The sequence below is a fragment of the Deltaproteobacteria bacterium genome, assembly GCA_022340465.1.
GTDB lineage: Bacteria > Desulfobacterota > Desulfobacteria > Desulfobacterales > B30-G6 > JAJDNW01.
Genome location: JAJDNW010000022.1, coordinates 104,328 through 125,143, shown reverse-complemented (window position 1 = coordinate 125,143; position 20,816 = coordinate 104,328). Strand labels below are relative to the sequence as shown.

20 protein-coding genes and 3 pseudogenes are annotated in these 20,816 nt (G+C 55.3%); 9 read left to right on the top strand and 14 right to left on the bottom strand.

The genetic code is table 11. The features are described 5' to 3' along the window. Window positions 1–17 precede the first annotated feature (17 nt). The 14 genes and pseudogenes from LJE94_04190 to LJE94_04125 all read right to left on the bottom strand — a co-directional run bounded on the left by LJE94_04190 (window position 18) and on the right by LJE94_04125 (window position 12,953). Complete coding sequence (locus LJE94_04190) at window positions 18–1,283, bottom strand: thiolase family protein (protein ID MCG6909307.1); 1,266 nt, start codon at window positions 1,281–1,283, stop codon at window positions 18–20. A 137-nt stretch (window positions 1,284–1,420) separates the two neighbouring features. Further along, window positions 1,421–2,041 carry a nitronate monooxygenase gene (locus LJE94_04185; protein ID MCG6909306.1) on the bottom strand — a complete coding sequence of 207 codons (621 nt, stop codon included), beginning with the start codon at window positions 2,039–2,041 and terminating at the stop codon, window positions 1,421–1,423. Between the two features lie 43 nt (window positions 2,042–2,084). Further along, window positions 2,085–2,252, bottom strand: coding sequence for a hypothetical protein (locus LJE94_04180; protein ID MCG6909305.1), 168 nt, complete (start codon window positions 2,250–2,252; stop codon window positions 2,085–2,087). Window positions 2,253–2,254: 2 nt separating this feature from the next. Then, window positions 2,255–2,404, bottom strand: coding sequence for a hypothetical protein (locus LJE94_04175; protein ID MCG6909304.1), 150 nt, complete (start codon window positions 2,402–2,404; stop codon window positions 2,255–2,257). Window positions 2,405–2,513: 109 nt separating this feature from the next. After that, on the bottom strand, window positions 2,514–3,386 hold the full coding sequence (locus tag LJE94_04170) for a 3-hydroxyacyl-CoA dehydrogenase family protein (protein MCG6909303.1): 873 nt from the start codon (window positions 3,384–3,386) through the stop codon (window positions 2,514–2,516). A gap of 155 nt (window positions 3,387–3,541) precedes the next feature. Further along, window positions 3,542–3,952 (bottom strand): annotated as a pseudogene (locus LJE94_04165) (AMP-binding protein). A gap of 510 nt (window positions 3,953–4,462) precedes the next feature. Beyond that, the gene (locus LJE94_04160; protein MCG6909302.1) at window positions 4,463–5,155 is read right to left on the bottom strand and encodes a GntR family transcriptional regulator; all 693 of its coding nucleotides are present in this window, start codon (window positions 5,153–5,155) and stop codon (window positions 4,463–4,465) included. 341 nt (window positions 5,156–5,496) lie between these two features. Next, complete coding sequence (locus LJE94_04155; protein ID MCG6909301.1) at window positions 5,497–6,651, bottom strand: acyl-CoA/acyl-ACP dehydrogenase; 1,155 nt, start codon at window positions 6,649–6,651, stop codon at window positions 5,497–5,499. 11 nt (window positions 6,652–6,662) lie between these two features. Further along, window positions 6,663–7,904: an acyl-CoA dehydrogenase family protein gene (locus LJE94_04150; GenBank protein ID MCG6909300.1), complete on the bottom strand. Its 1,242-nt coding sequence runs from the start codon at window positions 7,902–7,904 to the stop codon at window positions 6,663–6,665. 49 nt (window positions 7,905–7,953) lie between these two features. After that, window positions 7,954–8,151, bottom strand: a pseudogene (locus LJE94_04145) (DnaJ domain-containing protein). A gap of 96 nt (window positions 8,152–8,247) precedes the next feature. Beyond that, window positions 8,248–8,373: pseudogene (locus tag LJE94_04140) on the bottom strand (DUF1232 domain-containing protein). 108 nt (window positions 8,374–8,481) lie between these two features. Then, the gene (locus LJE94_04135) at window positions 8,482–8,877 is read right to left on the bottom strand and encodes a phage holin family protein (protein MCG6909299.1); all 396 of its coding nucleotides are present in this window, start codon (window positions 8,875–8,877) and stop codon (window positions 8,482–8,484) included. A 231-nt stretch (window positions 8,878–9,108) separates the two neighbouring features. Further along, complete coding sequence (locus tag LJE94_04130; GenBank protein ID MCG6909298.1) at window positions 9,109–10,959, bottom strand: ABC-F family ATP-binding cassette domain-containing protein; 1,851 nt, start codon at window positions 10,957–10,959, stop codon at window positions 9,109–9,111. A 212-nt stretch (window positions 10,960–11,171) separates the two neighbouring features. Then, entirely contained in the window at window positions 11,172–12,953 is a 1,782-nt protein-coding gene (locus tag LJE94_04125; GenBank protein MCG6909297.1) for a B12-binding domain-containing radical SAM protein, read from the bottom strand. Between the two features lie 233 nt (window positions 12,954–13,186). Between LJE94_04125 and LJE94_04120 the strand changes: the two genes are divergently transcribed. From LJE94_04120 to LJE94_04080, 9 genes are all read left to right on the top strand, one after another. Beyond that, window positions 13,187–14,146, top strand: a complete 960-nt coding sequence (locus LJE94_04120; protein ID MCG6909296.1) for a HAMP domain-containing histidine kinase — start codon at window positions 13,187–13,189, stop codon at window positions 14,144–14,146. Then, the gene (locus LJE94_04115) at window positions 14,143–14,883 is read left to right on the top strand and encodes a response regulator transcription factor (protein MCG6909295.1); all 741 of its coding nucleotides are present in this window, start codon (window positions 14,143–14,145) and stop codon (window positions 14,881–14,883) included. The genes LJE94_04120 and LJE94_04115 overlap by 4 nt, the downstream gene beginning before the upstream one ends. Window positions 14,884–15,081: 198 nt before the next feature. After that, a complete protein-coding gene (gene fdhD / locus LJE94_04110) occupies window positions 15,082–15,912 on the top strand; it encodes a formate dehydrogenase accessory sulfurtransferase FdhD (GenBank protein MCG6909294.1) in 831 nt (276 codons plus the stop codon). 190 nt (window positions 15,913–16,102) lie between these two features. Further along, window positions 16,103–16,495 carry a transcriptional regulator gene (locus LJE94_04105; protein ID MCG6909293.1) on the top strand — a complete coding sequence of 131 codons (393 nt, stop codon included), beginning with the start codon at window positions 16,103–16,105 and terminating at the stop codon, window positions 16,493–16,495. 133 nt (window positions 16,496–16,628) lie between these two features. Further along, window positions 16,629–17,096, top strand: coding sequence for an MOSC domain-containing protein (locus LJE94_04100; GenBank protein MCG6909292.1), 468 nt, complete (start codon window positions 16,629–16,631; stop codon window positions 17,094–17,096). Further along, entirely contained in the window at window positions 17,090–18,112 is a 1,023-nt protein-coding gene (locus LJE94_04095) for a nitronate monooxygenase family protein (protein MCG6909291.1), read from the top strand. The genes LJE94_04100 and LJE94_04095 overlap by 7 nt, the downstream gene beginning before the upstream one ends. Before the next feature lie 11 nt (window positions 18,113–18,123). Next, window positions 18,124–18,594, top strand: coding sequence for a ferritin family protein (locus LJE94_04090; GenBank protein ID MCG6909290.1), 471 nt, complete (start codon window positions 18,124–18,126; stop codon window positions 18,592–18,594). A gap of 240 nt (window positions 18,595–18,834) precedes the next feature. Beyond that, on the top strand, window positions 18,835–19,731 hold the full coding sequence (locus tag LJE94_04085) for a hypothetical protein (GenBank protein MCG6909289.1): 897 nt from the start codon (window positions 18,835–18,837) through the stop codon (window positions 19,729–19,731). After that, window positions 19,719–20,798 carry a hypothetical protein gene (locus LJE94_04080; protein MCG6909288.1) on the top strand — a complete coding sequence of 360 codons (1,080 nt, stop codon included), beginning with the start codon at window positions 19,719–19,721 and terminating at the stop codon, window positions 20,796–20,798. The genes LJE94_04085 and LJE94_04080 overlap by 13 nt, the downstream gene beginning before the upstream one ends. Window positions 20,799–20,816: the final 18 nt, after the last annotated feature.

The following is a 20,816-nucleotide window of genomic DNA, read 5'->3' as shown; positions in this document are numbered from 1 at the left end:
TTGAAATGTTCCCGCCGCTACCCTCTGCCTACGATAGCGGCAATGCCTTGGCCGCCGCCGCCGCATATCGTCTCCAGCCCGTAGGCCGCCTCGCGCCGCTTCATCTCGTGCAGCAGCGTTACCATGCGCATGACGCCGGTTGCGCCAATGGGATGGCCCAGGGATATGCCCGACCCGTTGACGTTGACTTTGCGCTCCATGTCCTCCGCCGGCACGCCCATGAGCTTGGCGTCGGCCAACAGCTGGACGGAAAAAGCTTCCTGGATTTCGATGAGGTCGATCGCTTCGATGGTCAGGGCGGCCTTTTCCAGGGCCTTGTTCACAGACGCCGGTACGGCCGGGTACGTCAGGGTGGGATCGGCGCCGGCGACGCCGAACGATTTCAGGGTGGCCAGGGGCGTCACGCCGGCCTTGGCAGCCCGTTCGGCACTCATGAGGACCACGGCCCCGGCCCCGTCATTTTCCGTCGAGGAGTTGCCCGCGGTGCAGACGCCTTTCGGATAAACCGTGGGCAGCTTGCCCAGCTTTTCCAAACTGCTGTCCTTGCGGGGGGGCTCGTCCGTGTCTACAATCGCGGTCTTTCCCTTCTTTAACGCAACGGTAACCGGGACGATCTCATCTTTGAACTTGCCGGAAGCGATGGCCTCGCAGGCCTTTTGCTGACTCCGCAGGGCCCACTGGTCGGCCGCCTCGCGGGTAATGCCCTCCTTTTCGGCGGCGATTTCAGCCCACGACATCATGGAGTTCAGCTCGCCAAACCGTTCGATGGGTTGCGACATGACGCGGGCTCGCTGAATGCGGTCAAACAAAGGCAGCCCCCACATGGGAAGCGCACCGTGGCCCCTGGGCATGAAGCCGAACTTGGGGTCGACTCTGCCGCCCAGGCCCTTTTTGACATACTCTCCGGGAATATACAGCTCTGCCCGGCTCATGCTTTCGACACCGCCGGCCACGACGATGTCCGCATACCCGCTGAGGATTTTCATGGCGCCGAAACAGATGGCGTCCAGACCCGAGCAGCACCGCCGGTCCAGGGTGATGCCGGTGGTTTCCACCGGCCAATCGGCCGCCAGCAGGGCCATACGGGCGATGTTCACCGACTCCCCGTTTTGATAGGACTGCCCCATGATAACATCATCCACGGTTGCGGGATCCACGGCGGCTTTCTCGGCGGCCGCATTCAAAACCAAAGCACCCAGCTTGTAGGCCGGCAGATCCGAAAGGCTTCCCAGATATGACCCGATGGGGGTTCTTACCGCACTAACGATCACGACTTCGTTCATTGTCTTCTCTCCTTATACCGGTTGTCATAAATATTTCCGATACGTATTGTGTTCACAGGCAAGGTCCCGTTATTCGAAACAGCCCTAATGGTCCCAAACAGAAACGGCTATTAAAATTTGAACCAATTGAGGAACAATCACTTCCCAGGGGAAACCGAAACAGCCCAGCGCTTGCGAATGGACTCCGCCTGTTCCATGATGGCCTGAAAATATTCGGCCACGGGCCTGATTTCGTTGACAAGCCCGGCGACCTGACCGCAGGCCCAGACAGCACCTTCCGTATCCCCGTCCTTGTATGCCTGCAGTCCGCGTTCGCCCTTCATTTTGGAAAGGATCTCCTCCAGAGGCAGACAGGCATTCTCCTTTTCCAGCACTTCCTGAGCGGTTTTGTTGGTGAAGGCTCGCACCGGCGCCTTGACCGAATTCAACACCAGGCAGGTAGACGTCTCTTCGGCACTGATCAAGGTCTTTTTGAAATCCTCGTGGATCGGGCATTCGGTGGTAGCCATGAGGCCCGTTCCGATCACGATCCCTTCGGCGCCCATCGCCAGCGCCACCATCAGGGCACGACCGTCGGAAAAACCTCCGCCGGTAACGACCGGAATGGAGACGGAATCCACCGTCTTCGGCAGCAGCACCATGCTGGTGACGCCTTCCGGGCTCGGATGGCCGCCGCATTCGGTGCCGACGATGGTCACCATGTCCACGCCCAGCTTCTCCGCCTTGATCGCGTCGCGCCGTCGGGCACACTTGTGCATGTGGACCCGTCCGCCCGCCGGCAATGGCCCTACAGGTGGGATATCACGCCCTGGGCAGGTTGTGGGCCTTGATCTGGTTGTTGTCGATCGTTTCGCGAATCTTTGGAACCGGACCAAAGTGGGAGCCAATGGCTTTCTTGATCATGCCTGGGTGCCCGAACCGGTTGAGCCCGCGGCAATCCCGGTCCCCGGTGGCCGCACAGAAGAGCATGGTCAAATCCCGGGTTCGCCGGTCTCTAAAAAACGCTCTTCTGCCGCGGCGGCTACGACGTCGGCCGAGCCGGCCCCCAGAAACCCATCCATGGCAATTGTCCAATTTGACGGGAAGAGTTCTCCCGCCTGCTTTGCTGTAATGATTTTCATGGCTATAGAATAAGATCCTTCAAACGTTTTTCATGTTCATGTAGGGCACGGCAAAACGGCTGATGGTCCGGGCAATTTTTGCCTTGAGTCCATCAGCCGTTTCCATGCGTTACTTTTTGGTATAGTCGTACCAGCCCTTGCCGGTTTTCTCACCATAGTGGCCCTGGGCAACTTTTTTGACCAGGCTGGGTGTCGGCAGGAGGCTGCGGTCACCGGTCGCCTGAAAGGCTTCCATACCGATGGTGTAGCTCAAGTCGAGTCCGGTCAGGTCGTTGAGTCGGAAAGGCCCCATAGGATGGCCGGCGCCGTACACACAGGCCTTGTCGATGTCTTCAACAGAGGCGACGCCCATCTCCAGGATCCAATGGGCTTCCCGTGCAATGGCTTTGAAGATGCGGTTCAGCAAAAAGCCGTCGACCTCTTTTTTCAGGTGCACGGGAACCTTGCCGATTTTTTCACACAAATCCATGGCTATTTCGCGCGTCTCATCGGAGGTGTGCGGTCCCTGGACCACCTCCACCAGCTTCATGACCAGGGCCGGGTTGAAAAAGTGCATGTTGCACACCTTGTCCGGCCGGTTCGTGGCATCGGCGATCCTGGAACTGACGATAAAGGAACTGTTGGTCGCCAGGATCGTGTGGGGCGGCGCCCATTTGTCCAGGTCGGCGAAAACCTTCCGTTTCAGGTCCAATACTTCCAGTATGGCTTCGATGACGAAGTCGGCGTCCTTGACCGCTTCCTGGAGATCGCCGGTGAAGGTAATGTTCTTGCGGGCCGCTTCGGCCTGTTCGGCCGTCAACTTTCCCTTTTCAACCCGGCCGGGCAGGTATTTATCCACGAATGCTTCCGCTTTCTTGAGAACCTCCTCCTTGACATCGGTGCAGACGACCGTAAACCCCTTGATGGCGATCAGGGTGGCGATTTGGTGCCCCATGTTTCCCGCGCCGACAACAACGACCTTTTTGACATCATCAATGTTCATGCTTTCCTCCTTTGTAGTTTACTTTTTTGTCATTGGTTTTCATTCCATCACCTAAGCGCTGCAGAAGCCTGCAGGCCCTCTTTGAACTGAACGAAGGCCACGGGAATCTCCCCGACGACCGGGTCCTGTTTTCCCAAGGCCGCACAGGCTTACGCCGCCGGGTGCTGGTATAAGATCTCTTCCAACATCTTGGGAGCGATGTTGTACCCCTTGTATTTGATCAGTTCCTTTTTTCTCCCGGTGATGTAGAAAAAGCCGTCCGCATCCATCGTGCCGATGTCGCCCGTATAGAGCCACCCGTCCTTGAAAGCGTTGCGCGTATAGACGGCGACCTTGTCACCCTTTCCGACGCCGAGCATGTGTTGGAGGCCGGAGGCGAATTGCTGGCTCAGGTCCAGCAATTCAGTGTAGTTGACAAAGAAATTGTCCGGCTCGTAGATTAGGGCCGTGTGGTCCGGAAAGTACCTGGCAGAGGATTCCAGCAGGCGTCTGACCGGAATGACCGGCAAGGTGTAGCCTTCCAAAGCCGCGCGGACTCTTTCAGGATAGGATGCGAACCACGGCATGCCTTTCATTTCTTCATAGTTCACAATCACGCGTAACCCCTCTTGGTCAAGTGTAGCTAGTGTCCCGCTAAATAAAAGATCTGCATAATTGATAATATATTTGATAATATAAATTATTATCTTTTCCCGGGCGGTGTCAATATCTTTTCACGATTTCAAGATACGAAAGGATAATGCGCGGGAATGACGGGGGGCAAAGCTAAAACTCCCCACCCTTCAATTAATTGCACCTGTAGCTTCTGCGAACCTGTCGCTATCCAAATCGAAATCATGAGCGGATTGTTTCGATTTGGATGGCGCGGTTCTACCGAGCGATACCCTGCGGCAAGCCGCGAAGCGCCTTCACTATAACTTTTCTTCGCATTGTCGTCCAGGGCTTTACCCTGTGTTTTGAGAATCCTGGAGCCGTATAAGGAGAGAGCGGCCTGTTCGGCCCTGCAGTTGTAGCGGCTATGATGGGATTGATCCCCCGCCCGGGCGGACGGGGTCCTATAGCGCGGTTTTATAACGCTACAAAGACTCCAGATGCCTGTTTTTAAGGCTTTCGACCATGTGGCTCATACCCGACTGGATGTGGTCTCGGGTGCGCCGAATGGCCGTTGCAACGTCTTTTTTCTCGAGACTCTCGAGGATGTCGCGGTGATGTTTGAGTACGCCCTTAATCCGCTCCTCGCCCAGGTATTCGGCTTTATACTTGATGTAAATGCGCTCCATAATCGTGCTGAGCAGATCGACAATGACCTTGTGTTCGGAAGCCTTGGCGATGGTCAGGTGAAATTCCGCATCCGTCAGCATGAGTTTGCGCCGGTCGTTGGGGGCGGTGCTGTTTTTGTGTATCCGAAAGGAGTTCCTGATTTCCTGGACGCGTTTTTTGGTCAGTTTCTCCATAAGGATGGGAATCAGGTAAATTTCCAGGGCTTCTCTGGCCTGATAGAGCTCGCGCGCCTCGGTTTCGGTAATCTCTCCAACGAAAAAACCCTTGTTTTGTTCATAGCGGACCAGTTTGGCGCTCTCCAGTCGGTGCAAGGCCTGCAGGATGGGGGTGGTACTGACATTCAGCCGATGCGCCAGATCCTGATAGATCAGTTTCTGGCCGGGAGCGAGCTCCTGATTGTACATCATGGTTTTTATCTGTGTGAAAATGGTGTCGATGGAGCCGCGTTTCATCGGTTTTCTATTTTTTGCACGCTGTGTTGTGCTCATCGTCTGCCCTGTCGTTTGAAAAATTGATTATAAATATAATTAAATATAATTTATGGACAGTTACGGCGCCGCTGTCAAGAAAAAATAGGACATGGATAAACCGGAAAAGATAAAGATCATTTATTAAGAAAACAAGAAAGTACAAAAACAGGAAAAAGACCTTGAAAATTTTCGTGCGTTTCCGCTTTCGTGCTTTCGTGATTGGTTTTATTTTTTTTCATTGAACTTGTAAGGGGCTAACAGGGGGCTCGCCGCATACCGTACACCGTATGCCGTTTTAGTATTTGAACATTTGAATTTGGTATTTGTTCAGAATTTGGCGAATTAGAATTTAGGGATTTTTACATGCGGCCCATCATCATGTCGGCCAGTTGCGCGCGGTGGTACCGGCCGTCTCCGAACAGGGCCTTGTTGTGCAGCTGGCGTTTGAAATACAGATGCGCGGTCGCTTCCCAGGTAAAGCCCATACCGCCGTGCAGTTGAATACAACGATCCGAACAGTATTGGGCCATGTCGCCGGCCGAGGATTTGGCCATGTGCGCGTAGCCGGCAAATTGCTCCGGTTCATGGTCGGCCCCGCAGGCGGCGTTGTACATCAGCGACCGGGCTTCATCGATCATGATCATCATGTTGACGATGGGGTGTTTGACGGCCTGGAAAAAACCGATGGGACGGCCGAACTGGACCCGGCTTTTGGCGTATTCAGCGCAGGTTTTGAGCTGCCACTCCCCGGCGCCGCACATATCTGCGGCAATCATGGTGAAAATAAACGGCTCCGCCATTTCGATGACGGCATCCGCTTTTCCGGGCATGGCCACGATCCACTCCGGTTCTATTTCCACACCTCGGAACACGATGTGGGCCTGATCGCGGGTCAGGTCGACGATGGAATCGGCCACCACCTCGAGACCCTGGGCCTCTCTGGGAACGGCGATGAGTCCGGCCCCTTCTTCGAATGCGGCTTTGACCACGAAAAAATCGACCTTTTGGGCATCCTGAACAAACCAGCTGGTTCCATCTAGAAGCGTGGTTCCGGACACGCTTGCCTTAAAGCCGGCAGTCGTTCCTTTCCAGGAACCGTTTGGATCCATGATCCCCAGGCTGGCGCTTTTCCCGCCGGCGATGCTGCGCAGGATGTCATCGGCCTCCGGCGATCGGCAGCAGGAAAGGACATAGATCGCGTTGACGCTTGTCAAAAGGGGGGATGGGAATGCCGCCCGGCCGGCTTCTTCCACCAGACCGGCCACGCCGACAGCCTGCATTCCGATTCCCCCGGCCCTTTCCGGCACCGCCAGGGAGGTCCATCCCAGTTCGCCCATCTGCTTCCAGGCTTTCCGGTCCCAGTGGCATGCCGGTTGTCGGTGCGGGTCGGGGTCCTGGGCCACGAGATCCATCAGTTTCAAATCGTCACAGTTGTTCTTGAAAAATTTTCGCGCTTCGGTTTTCAGCATCTGCTCCTCGGTGCCGAAGCCGAAGTTGTCCGGTTGTGCCGTCACACCAATTCTCCCTATTTCGATTTCGGGAGCCCAAGGATGCGCTCCCCGATAATATTTCGTTGGATTTCACTGGTTCCGGCGGCAATGGTCATGCCGTAGGAGTTCATGTGCAGCAACGGCCACTTTCCCTTTTCCGGAGCATTTTCGTCCGCGATGTAATAAGAACCCGCTGCGCCTTCGATATCCATTGCCAGGGCTCCCGTATCCTGCAGCAGTTCGCTCGAAACGACCTTGGCCTGCAGCGGTATTCTCAATTCATTGTCCACAAGCCCTTTGACCCGGGCGCGGCGGGCGCACTGTTCCAATCCCTTTTCGCGGATGATCAGTTGCATGATGCGGTCGCGAATGAGGGGATCGTCGCAGGTGCGGCGGCCGTTTAATGCGCATTTTCGGGACAGCCCGATCAGGTTTTGAGGACTGTCTTGGGACACCTTCGATTGCTCAACGCCGGATCCAGCCGAGCGGGGGGTCACCAGACCGCCGGCGCCTCTCTCGTGCAGCAGGGTCGTCATGGCCACATGCCATCCTTTGCCGACATCGTCCAGCCGGTACGCGTCCGGCACGATGTGATCATTTAAAAACACTTCGTTGAACCCGGATTCTCCGGTCATCTTGATCAGCGGCCGAACGTCCACGCTTTTTTCAGACACCGGCTGCATGGGGGCCAGAAAATAAGTCAGCCCGGTGTACTTTTCGTGCGTGTCATGCCGGCACAGCAGAATCATCCAGTGGGCGAACTGGGCCAGGGAGGTCCATATCTTTTGGCCGTTGACCACCCAGTTGTCGCCCTCTTTCACCCCGAAGGTCTGGACATTGGCCAGGTCCGATCCCGCATCCGGTTCGCTGAATCCCTGGCACCAGATTTCCTCCCCGGAAAGGATCTTGGGAAGGAACCTTCTTTTCTGCACCTCGGTTCCGTGGTGGTAGATGGCGGGTCCGGCCATGCCCAGCCCGACGATGTTGGGGAAAAAATAGGCCGGCGCTTTTGACATCTCCTCGTTGGCGATCCGCTGACAATCCGTGCGCCCCCCGCCGCCGTATTCCTCGGGATAATCACACCCGACAAGGCCTGCCTGATAGGCCTTTTTCTGCCAGACGACCAGAAAGTCCAACTGTTCACGGGTCATGATTTCGAGTGCCGACTGGGGCAGCCGAAAGGCTGGCGGTTTGGGGATGCCGATTTTTAAAAACCGCTGACAGTGTTCACGAAACGCGGCCTGTTCTTGCGTGTCCTTCCTCGATGAATCCTTCATGGTCTATTCCTAACTGTCAGGTCTAATCAAAACCGGTTTTGAGTTTTTCATAGGCCGCCTGAATCTCTTTGAAGCGCTCTTCGGCCAACTCCTGGAACTCCTTTCCCAGGTGGGCGACCTTATCCGGGTGGTACTTGCCGGCAAGCTTCTTGTAGGCCAAGCGAATCTCTTCGGGGGAGGCCCCCCGGGGGACGTCGAGGATGTCGTAAGGGGTTTTCGGTACGGCCGATCCCTCTTTCCCTGCAATGCCCTCGCCACCGGACTGCCCGGAATCTGCGCTTTCGCGGTCAGAAGTGCCGAAACGCCCCCGCCCCCCCCTGTAGAAATAGTGCCACAGCAGATAGATAATGGCAATGTCGTCCAGCCAGCCCCAGCCGACTACCATGTCCGGCAGGACATCGAAAGGCAGCAAGGTATAGGCCAGCACTAGAATGGACAGGATGATGCGCCATAGCCTAAAATATTTCATATGAATACGACACGCGGGGTGATGAGTCCAAGGTTGCATACACAGCATGGTTACGATGGCGCCATGCCTTTCTTCAGAAAAACGCATGCCCCAAATAACAAACCCGCCTCATTCCCAACGGTTGCCGCCCCTGTGCTTCAGGTCGATATACTCCACGTGCCCCTGCCCGTTGATGAAGCCGTTGATCAGCCAGCTGACCAGGCCGATCAACAGGGCGCCGAAAACAGCCGACCAGAAGCCTGCCACATGGAATCCGGAAATCACTCCCGAAGCCATGAGCAGCAGCAACGCGTTGATGACAAAGGTGAACAGGCCCAGGGTCAACAAATTGATGGGCAGGGTCAATATCAGGATGATGGGGCGAAAAAAGGCATTCAGGATTCCTAAAACCGCCGCGGCAAAAAAAGCCGACCAGAACCCGTTTACCTGAATGCCGTCGACCAAATAAGCGGTGACGATGATCGACACCGTGAGGGTCAACCACCGGATGGTGATACCGTACATAATGTTACCTCCAAAAAACCTGTCGTCGGTTCATCCGGTTTGCCCGAACCGAACAACCATATCATCTTTATTCCACCCGACCCCTCAGCTACATAACCAACCATAAGAGCAAAAGATAGACGCTATAGCGTTTGAAAACATACCGTTCCGAAACTACGTTTCCCATTGGGCACCTTTTACAACGTCGGAACATATATATGACAACCGCTATAATTGCGCTGCCTTTTGCTGTCATTCCGCCAGCAACTCGGCATACCTAGACTCCAGTTCATCTTTCTTTTCGTGCAGCGCTTCCAGTTCGGAAAAATGCCTTTCGATGGCGGCATTGCAGGCGTGAATCTCCTTGGAGATCTCCGCAATCTTTTCGCCGTCGCCGTTGCCCGCTGCGGACACCATCTCCTGATTGGAAGACTGAAGCCGCTTTTCCTGCTTCTCGATGGCGTCTTCCGCACGCCGGATCTTCTGCTTGATGGGCTTCAGCGCCCTGCCCCGTTCGGCAACCAGCTGGGAGCGCTTTTTACGGGCCTCTTTTTTGTTTAATTTATCCCCAGGTTCTTCTTTTTCCGGAACCTGCGCAGACGGCTTCTTTTCCGGGCGCTCCCCCTCCCACCCGCCTTTGCTCAAAAAATAATTGTAGCCGCCCTCGAACAGGGTGATGCCGTCATCCTGGAAAACAACCAGGCGCTCGGCCAGGGCGTTCAGGAACATTTCGCTGTGGGTCACCATGATGACGGCGCCCTCGAAGCTGTCTATGGCCGCCAGCAGGGCATCGCAGGAATCCATGTCCAGGTGGTTGGTGGGTTCGTCCAGCAAAAGAAGATTCAGCGGTGTTACCAGAATCTTCCCCAGGAGCACCCGGCTTTTCTCCCCCCCGGAAAGAACGCTGATTTTCTTCAGGGCCGCATCGCCTTCGAACAGCATGGCACCGCAGATGTTGCGGGCGGCCTGCCGGTCGACCCCCTCGTGCGCGTAAAGAATCTCCTCCTCCACCGTGCGGCGATCATCGAGGGTCTGGATGTTGGTCTGCTCGAAAAATCCCCTTGCTACGGACGGGTTGTATTGAATCTCACCGGCCCGGGGTTGCAGGCTTCCTGCCAGCAATTTCAGAAGCGTGGTTTTACCCTTACCGTTTTTGCCTATAACGCAAATGCGGTCCCCCGCATTGACCGACAGATTGAAACCGCTGATAAGGGGAACGCCCCCGTCGTAGGCAAAGGACACGTTCGTCGCCGCAAGCATGTGCTTGCCCCTGAAGGGTTCGCTGCGGAAAGAAAAATCCAGCGTGTTGATTTTGGCCAGTTTTTCTTTCTTCTCCAGCTTTTCCAAGGTCTTGATGCGCGACTGCACCAGATTGGCGAGACGCGCCTTGGCCCTGAAGCGTGAGATGAACTGCTGGATCTCCTTCTGGCGACGCTCGTCGTTGAGACGGGTCTTTTCGTAAATCTCCTCGTCCTGGGCTATCTGGGAATAATATTTGTGGGTGTCACCGGTGATTTTCCTTGCCTTTTGCCGATGGATGCCCACGGTGTGGGTGACCACTTTGTCCATGAAACCACGGTCGTGGGTAATCAGGATCAACTCGTGGGGCCAGCGTATCAGAAAACGCTCCACCCAGCGGATCGAGGTGATGTCCAGGTAATTGGTGGGTTCGTCCAGGAGCAGGAGATCGGGCTCGGCAACCAGGACCTTGGCCAGGTTCAACCGCACCTGAAAGCCGCCGGAAAACTCGTGCGGGCGGCGTTGCATGTCGTCCTGGGAAAAACCGAGCCCCGCCAGGACCTTCTCGACTTTCCAGTGGTGATCCCTTTCGGCCTCGGGAAGGCCCGTCATGCCTTCCTTCAGGACGGTATCTGCGGAAAAATCGAGCTGCTGACGGACGATGCCGATACGATAATTTTTAGGAATCGTCAGCGAACCGCCGTCGTAGGTCTCTTCGCCGGTGATGATGCGGAAAAGGGTCGTCTTGCCGTGACCGTTGCGTCCCACCAGCCCGACCCGTTCCCTGGCATTCAGCTTGAAGGCCAGGCCGTCGAAGAGGACCTGGCCGCCGAAACTCTTTTGTAAGTTCTCGATGTTGATCATAATAACGGCTGTCTTTCCTTATTTGAGCCATTGCCATCCAATCTAAGGTTGCCCGGGCATTTGCAAACGATGGGGGTGTTCACAGATGACAGCCGTTATGGAATTATACGCTTTTCCACGGGGGAGTCAATGGAGGAGAGAAATGAACCCCGGAGTTGCATAGGGTAAGCCTTTCCAGTTGATGAACCCCGTTGTGATTGAAGATTTTTCGATCAGTCTGTAAAAACCACGGCGGCCTCGAGCGGTTCGCTGAGCCTCTGCAGCCGCTCCGAAAGGTCCCTGTATCTGCGGACCAGATCCCGGCGGAAGTCCACGTGGAGGCTGTCGATCCTCTGCCGGATACGGTTCAACACCCGCTTTTTATGTCTCAGAAGCTGCACGATTTCCCGGCGCTTTTCCTGGTAGCTTCCCCTGGCCAAGGAGGAGTAGGTTTCCAAACGGGCGCACAGGTGGGCATAGGTTTCATCCAGGTAGGAAGCCACTTTCTCCGCCTCGATCATCTCGCTGGTAATGGTGTGGAAGTGGTGACCGATCACGCCGAGCCTGACCGCCTCGCTGAGAACCACACGGTTGCGGACAAGGCTCCTCGCCAGAAACTTGAGGTACTGTAAGCCGTAGGGCGACACCAGCTGGCGCGGAAGCGACGCGGCCAACCCCCTGATCTCGTCGAAGCGGATCTTCCTGGCGAACTGCGGTGTGTCCCCGATTCTGTCCAAGAGGCGGCTGCAGCGCTCAAAATAATTTTTCAGGCGCTTGTCGTATATGGTAGACAGAATCCGCCGGTACCCGTTTTTCAATTTTTTTTCATCCATGCGGGGGATGAAATTGATGGCATGACAGTGGGTGTTGTTGCCGTCGGCGGCATTCAGCAGCCGTCCCTGCGACAAGAGCCGCCGATGGAGCTCCGTCCCTGGGAGGGCGGTCAGCAGTCCAACCATGGCCTGGGGGATGCCCGTTTTCTGGATGAATTCGATCTGCCGGTCGAAGATGTCGTCCGTGTCGCTGTCGAAACCGACGATGAAACCGGCCATGACTTCCATGCCGTGACGCTGGATGGTCTCCACGGCCTCGGCCATATCCGTCTTCAGGTTCTGCTTTTTGCCGGTTTCGGCCAGACCTTCCCGCGAAGGGGTTTCGATGCCTATGAACACCTCATCGAACCCGGCGGCCCGCATGGCCTCCAACAGTTCGGGGTCAGTGGCCATGTTGATGCTCGCTTCGGTGAAAAAGCGGAAGGCAAATCCGTGTGAACGCTGCCACGTAAAAAGCGCCGGCAGCAGTTCATCGCGAACCTTTTTGCGGTTGCCGATGAAATTGTCGTCCACGATGAACACGGGGCCGCGCCAGCCCGATGCGTACAGCGTGTCCAGTTCGGATAGAACACCCGAGGGTGACTTAAGGCGCGGACGGTTACCGTAAACTTTCCAAATGTCACAGAATTCACACTTGAAAGGGCAGCCGCGGGAGTATTGAATGGCCATGGAAGCATAGGCCTTCAGCTTCAGCAGATCGAATCTGGGCACCTTTGCCGTTTTCATGGAGGGCCTGCCCGCCGGCGGATAAACCCGTTTCGCCCTACCCGTTTCCAGGGCGGCGATGATATCGGGCAGACAGTTTTCCACCTCCCCCAGCACGAAGCAATCCACGCCTTCGATCTCTTCGTGGCTGGAGGTGGGGTAGGGACCGCCCGCCACCACCGTTGTATTCAGGCGGTTACACGTCTCCACGACCCTGGCGAAGGAAGCCTTCTGGACAATCATGGCCGAAACATACACCTGATCGGCCCACAGGATATCGGCCTCTTTCAGGGGTTCGATGTTGAGATCCACCAGCTTGAGCCGGTAGTGAGCGGGAAAATAGGCCGCAATGGTAATCAGCCCAAGGGGGGGCATGGCACTCTTCTTTCCGGTGAACTGCAGGGCGTATTGAAAGCTCCAATAGGTGTTTTTAGGCACTTCGGGATAAACGAGCAGAACATTTTTCTCTTTTGCCATGGCGTAATCACTCCTGATGAGGGTCACGTTGATTTTGTTTCCTACCAGGTAAATTATTAGCCAAACCAATAGAAAAATGTACAGGGAACGTTTTGAATTTACAAAACTTTTACAATCATATATACATTTTCGAAGGTGGATTCACTGAAAACAATCGGAAGGCCTGCGCATGTTTGACCTTTGCGGGCGATGTATCAAACGCAGTCTTTGAAAATTTATTGCAGGAAAAACCCATGAATCGCAGCAGGTGGCTGTTTCACCCCATATTAATCCTGGTGTTTTCCATCCTGGCGCTGGGGACCTCGTTATTCCTCTACATCTACTGGTACATCGAAGCCAGCTCGGGCCTTAGAGCGATCGTAGAGCGATTCAACCTGGACGCGGGGCAGGTTCTCGCATCCCAGACCTGGGTGGTGATCCTCGTCCTTTCCCTCCTGGTGGGCATCATCTTCATGGGCATCTTCATCATTTTCGTCTACAACTTGAAGACCCTGCAGCTGTACCGGCTCCAACATAACTTCATCAACAACTTCACCCATGAACTGAAAACCCCGGTCACCGCCTTGAAGCTGTACCTGGAAACCTTCATCAAGCACGAGCTGTCCCGTGAGGACCAGATAAAATACATCCGGTATATGCTGAACGATGCCGGCCGGCTGTCCGATAACATCAACCGCATCCTCAACCTGGCTCAGATCGAGAGCAAGAGCTTCAGCGGCGAACTCGAACCCCATAACCTGGTCGATGTCGTCAAGCGTTTCCTGACTAAAAACGCCCACCATTTCCAGGATTACCGTGTCACCGTGTTCAACCCTTCCGGCGGGCCCTATCACTACTCCATCAATGCACCGCTGTTCGACATGTTTCTGATGAACATCCTCACCAATGCCGTCAAATACAATCAATCCGATAAACCCGAGGTCCAAATTTCTTTTGAAGCGCAGGGTAAAAAGCTGTATATTAACTTCAAGGACAACGGCATCGGCATCGAAAAAAAGGAAAGACGAAAAATATTCAGAAAATTTTACCAGATCGGCCGTGCCGACGATATGTCTGCGAAGGGCAGCGGTCTGGGGCTCTTTCTGGTTGAGCAGATTGCCAAAATTCACAAGGGCAAAATACGGGTATCCAGCCAGGGTTTGGGCAAAGGCTCGACCTTTTCCCTGATTCTGCCGCTGAAATATGCAGCATGACGGATAATACAAAAAAACGCATACTGATCGTCGAAGACGACCATCATATCGCGGAAGGGCTCAGGCTCAATCTTTCCCTGCAGGGCTACGACGTGATGACCGCCGAGAACGGCAACGCAGGCCTTAAAGCCTGGAAACACTGGCAACCCGACCTCATCGTGCTCGACATCATGCTCCCGGGGATCGACGGCCTCTCCGTACTCCGAAGCATACGCCTGGAAGATGAACGGCTTCCCATCCTCATTCTTTCCGCCAAGGCGGCAACCGATTACAAAGTCAAAGGCCTGTCGTACGGCGTGGACGACTATCTGACCAAACCCTTCAGCCTTGAGGAATTTCTGCTGCGGGTGGAGCGGCTTTTGACCCGTCTTTCCTGGTATGAAGAAAATGGAACGGGAAACACGCTCCTCAATCAGGTGGAAAGCGTTCATGTTTTCGGCAGCAACCGCATCGATTTCAACACACTGACGGCTCACAACCGCAAGGGGGAGATCCATCTGACCGAGCAGGAGGCCAAACTGCTGAAGTTGTTCGTGATGAATGAGGGGAAACCGCTCTCCCGAAAAAAACTCCTGGAAATCGGCTGGGGGTACACGCACGGTACGACAACCCGTACCGTGGACAATTTCATCGTCCGATTCAGAAAATACTTTGAAAAAAACCCTAAGAAACCGGCCCATTTTAAAAGTCTGCGGTCCATCGGGTATGTTTTCCACGCCGACCCCGAAGACCCTTGACCCAGAAGAGCGTTCCCGCCCAGGGCTGACGAACCCGAATCGAACCGGCCGCGCCCGGACCAGGCTTCCTTTTGACAAGCGGCAGACGGATGAATACGTTTTTACCGACAACCTATAGCGTTCGGAAAATTAAGGGATGGCGTTAGGCATACGGTTTGGGCTACGTTGAAGTAAACGCTTGAGGACCGCATAAAGACCATGAAAAATTCCCGCACCCAGAAGATGATTATCTACGAAAACGGAACCTTTCAACAGATAGAGCAGGCTTTTATTCTGGAAGAACCGCTGTCCATCCGCATCGAAGGCAAGCCCTATTCCGTTGTCATGCGAACCCCCGGCGATGAACTGGCACACGCCGCCGGGTTCTGCCTCGCCGAAGGACTCGTGGAAAGGCCCGAAGATTTTGCCACCCTCGGTTACTGTACGGAAGACGGCGTCAATGTGGTCACAGCCACCCTGGTGCCCGAGAGGCGCAAAAAGGTCCGCAACCTCCTGAACAGACAGGGCTTCATGAGTCAAACCAGTTGCGGCATCTGCGGCAAGGAGCTGCTGGCCGACCTGTATCAAATCGTGAAACCCGTCGGCAACACCGTTAAAATGACCATCGATCAAGCCAAGGAATGCGTACAGCGCCTCTCCGAGCACCAGGAGTTGTATGCCCTTACAGGCAGTTCCCACGCCGCCATGGTGTTCGACAGGCACGTGGAACCCATGACCTGGGCGGAAGATGTGGGGCGGCACAATGCCCTGGACAAGGCCATCGGAAAAGCGTTCATGAACAATGACCTCGCCAGCCTGCGCGTCGCCGCCATGTCATCGCGGCTCAGTTTCGAGCTTGTTCAGAAGGCCGCCCGGGCCGGCCTGGAAATCATGATCAGCATGTCGCGCCCGACGGCGCTGGCCGTGGAACTGGCCGCCAGCCTCAACATGACCCTGGCCTGTATAGGTAAAAAGAAGGGGTTCATGCTTTTCTGCGGCAGTGAGCGTTTTTCGATCCCGCACTCACTTCCTTCATACGTCACCGGCTGAGCCGGTGACGTATGAAGGAAGTTAAAACCAATCAGCGGCGTCGGCCGATCAGACCCCTTCTAAGGGCCCTTTTTCATACATCAGGCTCTGCAGGAGGTCGCTGATTTCCATGTCGTTTTTTTCTTGACAGACATTGCCACAATGTAGCAATATTCGGGACAAAATCAATAAAACAAGCGCTGGAGACATTATGGACGCTAACGAATTTTCGGTCCTCAGGAAACACCTCAAAAAAACACAAAAAGAGATCGCTCAGCTTCTAGGAACGTCTTTGAAGGCCATACACAGCTATGAGCAGGGATGGCGGAATATCCCTCCCGGTGTGGAGCGGCAGATGCTTTTCCTGCTGGCCAACAGGCGCGGCAACAAAATCCCCCGGAAATCCTGCTGGGTTGTCAATAACTGCCCCCCGAAGCATAAGGAAAAATGCCCTGCCTGGGAATTCCAGTGTGGAAAAATGTGCTGGTTCGTTTCAGGTACGATCTGCGGCGGTGAACCCGAGGAAAACTGGGAATCGAAGATGAAAAGGTGCCGCGCCTGTGATATCCTCAAAGAGATCATCGAGACCGTAGAAAGCGAATAAACTTCATAGTTGCATAAACAACATGTCAACACGTGTATAATGGATTGAGGTAAACAAATGGGGCCGCAGAAGACCGGACGCTGGAACGCCCCCGAAGCCTTCTTCTCTCCCGGTCCTTTTATTGGGTTCAACCATGAAAGCAAAAACCATGAAAATAGTATCCATCGCCGCCAGCAGGCACAAGGGTACCAGAAAAGCCACTGTCGACACCGCCGTGATCGTTCGCGATCATGGGCTTGAGGACGATGCGCATGCCGGAAACTGGCACAGACAGGTCAGTCTGCTGGCAGCCGAAAGTATCGACAAAGCGCGTCGGACGGGTCTGGATGTGACCTTTGGGGACTTTGCCGAAAACATCGCCACCACCGGCATCGACCTGCCGCATCTGCCGGTGGGAACCCGGCTGCAGCTCGGTGACACCGTCATCCTCGAAATTTCACAGATCGGAAAAGAGTGCCCTAAAAAATGCGCTATTTATTACCAGGCCGGGGATTGTATCATGCCGAGAGAAGGCGTTTTTGCCAGGGTCGTCCAGGGCGGAACGATTGCCCGTAACGACCCTATTAGAATATGCCGACAGGAAGAGACACCGACGTGCTGATAGACCGATTTTTCGAACGCGGGCAGGAGTTTCTCGGGTGCCGCTACCCCATCACATGCGGCGCCATGACCTGGATCAGCGATTACAAGCTGGTTGGCGATGTGGGGGAAGCCGGCGGGTTCGGCTTCCTGGCAGGCGGGAATACGCCGGTCGACCAGCTGGAAAAAGAGATCGAACGTCTGCACGAATACACGGACAAGCCCTTTGGCGTCAACCTGATCACGGTGTCTCCCATTTACAAGGAGCAGCTGCGCATGGTGTGCGACATGGCCTGTGACATGGTCATGTTCGCCGGTTCCATCCCCCGCGAACCGGAAATCAGGCTGGCCCAGGACGCCGGCGCCAAGGTTATCTGTTTTGCACCGACCGCTCCGCTGGCCCTCCGGCTGGTCAAAATGGGAACCGATGCCCTCATGCTGGAAGGGTCCGAGGCCGGCGGCCACATCGGTCCGGTCAGTCTGCTGGTTTTGCTTCAGCAAATCCTCTTCGAGATGGATGACGTCCCCATTTTCGCCGCCGGCGGCATAGCCACCGGAAGAATGATGGCCCACCTGTTGATGATGGGCGCCGCGGGAATCCAGATGGGCACCCGTTTTGTCATGTCTGAAGAGTGCAAAGCCCACCCGGATTTTAAAGAAAGCTTCAGGCGGGCCAAGGCGCGCGACGCTGTTGCGACCCCACAGTTCGACAGCCGGCTGCCGGTTATCCCGGTCCGAGCGCTCAAAAACAAGGGGACCGAAGCGTTCGGCAAGCTCCAGCTCGGCATCATGCAGAAACTGAAGGACAACAGCATAGACAACCGGCAAGCGCAGTATGAAGTCGAAAATTTCTGGGCGGGGGCGCTGCGCCGGGCCGCCATCGACGGCGATGTGGATGGGGGTTCCCTGATGGCCGGGCAATCCGTGGGGCTGGCCGACAGGATTCTGCCCATCAGCGGCATCATGGCTGAACTCGTCGGCGATGCAGAATCGGAACTGCAGCGTCTCAAGCAACTGCTGAATATTCCCGATGCATAGGGAGGTGCCATTTGTTTGCCGTCAACGAAATACTGGACATCGCCATCCGACTCGAAAAAAACAGCCGCAAGATATACCTCGAAGCAGCCGCCAAGACATCCGTTCCGGAAATAGAAACGGCCCTGGAATGGATTGCCGGCGAGGAATCCGCGCATGTTGACTGGTTCGAGGGCCTCAAAACGGAAGTTTCTCATCAAACGGATACACTCGCCCAGGAAAATCTGGACAGCAGTTTCCTGAATACGATTATCGGAAAAGAGGCCTTTTCGCTTGAAAATGTAGACTTTGCCGATATATGGCAGGTTTCCGAACTGATAGAGGTCTTTATCGAATCTGAAAAAGACGGGATCCTGTTTTATGAAATGCTCAAGGCGTTTGTCCTCGAAGAGGAGGCTCGCAACCTGCTGGACCGCATCATCGCCGAAGAAGACCACCACATAGAAACATTCAGGGCATTGAAGACCGCAGTTCCATCCCCATAAATACCCCCCGGTGATGCAACGGTGGCGTAACGGTGATCCGCCTGAATCCGATCTTTATAAGCTCCCCTGCTTTCTGTATAATAATAAATTATACAAATTATAATATTTATTACATTGACTTATAAAACAAGCGGTTCTATATGGCGTGCAGGCCGGCCCATACCGGATCGATTTTTTATGCTAATATTTTGATAACATTACTCATATAACTGCAAAAAACATACAACTGGAGGATCTGCAATGAACCGAGACCCAATGATCAGGAGAAAAACCTCGATCTCCTACAAAACGGAAGAAAAGACCGTCATGCGGGGATACAACCTGAGTGACCTGGCAGAGGAAGGCTACTCGTTTTACGACGCCATGTTCGTGCTCTTCCAAAACCGCATCCCGACAGAAAAGGAAGAAAAGATGCTCAAGTACGAAATGGGCGTTTTTCTCGAGCACTCCATGTCGCCGTCGGCGGTGGGCGCCATCGGGGTGAGTGCCGGCCGCCCGAATCTGCCCGTCTGCGTAGCTGCTGCAGTTTCCACCTTCGGCGGTGTCCACGGCCCGGGCGCGGCCCACGGCTACATGCTCAACAAGTATTTGAAGCGGGCCCGGGAGGAAGGTAAAACCGTAGACGAAATGGCCAAGACCCTGGTGGATGAATACATGGATGCCGGCCGCCCCGTCATGGGCATGGGCCAGCCCCAGCACATCGACAGCGACCCCAGGGCGGAACCGATCCATCTCCGGCAGGAAGAGCTGGAACTGGAAGGCGTGTATCTCGAATTTCAGCGGGCCCTGGAAAAGCACTTTCACGCCAGGCGCAAGGCCGAAGGGCGCTCCTATGTCGGCGTCAACGTCGTGGGGTCCGGCAACACGGCACTGATGGAAATCGGCTTCTCGCCCAATGCCGGGTGGTGCATCGGCAGCGTTGTGCGGGGGTTCAGCTGTGCGGCCCACGCCCTCTACAACATGAAAAAGGGACGCGCCTGGGGAGCATCCCGGAACGAACCCATGGTGCAGATGATCGACCTTTCCATGATCAAATACGTCGGTCCCGAAGACAGGATCGTTCCCAAAAAGGAAGAACAGCAGGAATACGCCAAAAAACAGAAGGAAGAGGGAGAATACAAACAATGGGTTATCTAGACAAGAAGAAAACAGACGCCCTGAACAAGGCCAAAAGGGAACGCGGGATCGGAAATCTTGGCAGCTCCAAGAATCCCTTCGACTACTATGACCGCGAGTACGGCACCGTGCCGAGAGACACCCAGAGAGCGCCTTTTCAGTGGGTTTCCGAAGTGGCCTATAAAAACGTGCACCGCATCGTCACCCGCGGGTACGACACCACCGAGATGATGGAGGAGGGCTACGGCGTCATCGAGGTTCTTTTCGTGGACTACCAGGCGCGCATCCCCACTGTCGAGGAGGGGCAGATGCTCAACTACGTCATGATCATGGCCCTGGAGGACGGGCTCTCCTCCCCGGCGGCCATCTCCAGGATAGTAGCCCGGTCCAAAACCTTCCTGACGCAGGCCTGCGGTGCTTCGATCATGGCCTTCGGACACGCCTACGGCGCCTATTCGGCCTTCGGCAATATGCTCGACAGCTATATGAAAATAGCCGTAGAACAGGATCTCTCCCTGGATGAGGCCGCCAGGATGCTGGTGGCGGACAAGCTGCATGACGAAGCCCTGGGAGTTTCGGACCTCATGCTCAAGGACCCCGCGGCCCAACGCATGATCGCCCGGGCTGAAAAACTCGGTGTGGCCGGAAAGTATATCGACTTCATCAAAGCGGTGGTCAAGGCGGCGCAGGAAGCTGCCGACACGCCGGTTGATCTGGACATGCTGGGCGCCACCGGTGCCACCATGCTGGATCTCGGCTTTACGCCCGAAGCCACCTGGGCCATCCTGGCGGTCACCCGCTCCTTTGCGGCCGGCGCCCACTATATCGAAGAGGTGGAGCGCCGGGGGACCTCACGCCTGGGCCAGCAGTTGACGCCCAAAGAGGACTATGACGGTCCTGAAGATCGACCGGTACCGCCCCTTTCCGAAAGGGCCGCCCATGCCAAGTCGTCCCTGTGCAAGACACCCGAAGAGTGGAAGGAACGTTTCGATAGCATGCAGGGCGTCAGGGGCAGCGGCTTCAGCATTGTCGAGGAGATTCAGGACCCCAGCAAAAAATCGGGTATCAAGAAAGTGGGGAAACTCTAACAGAAGGACGGAGGTAAT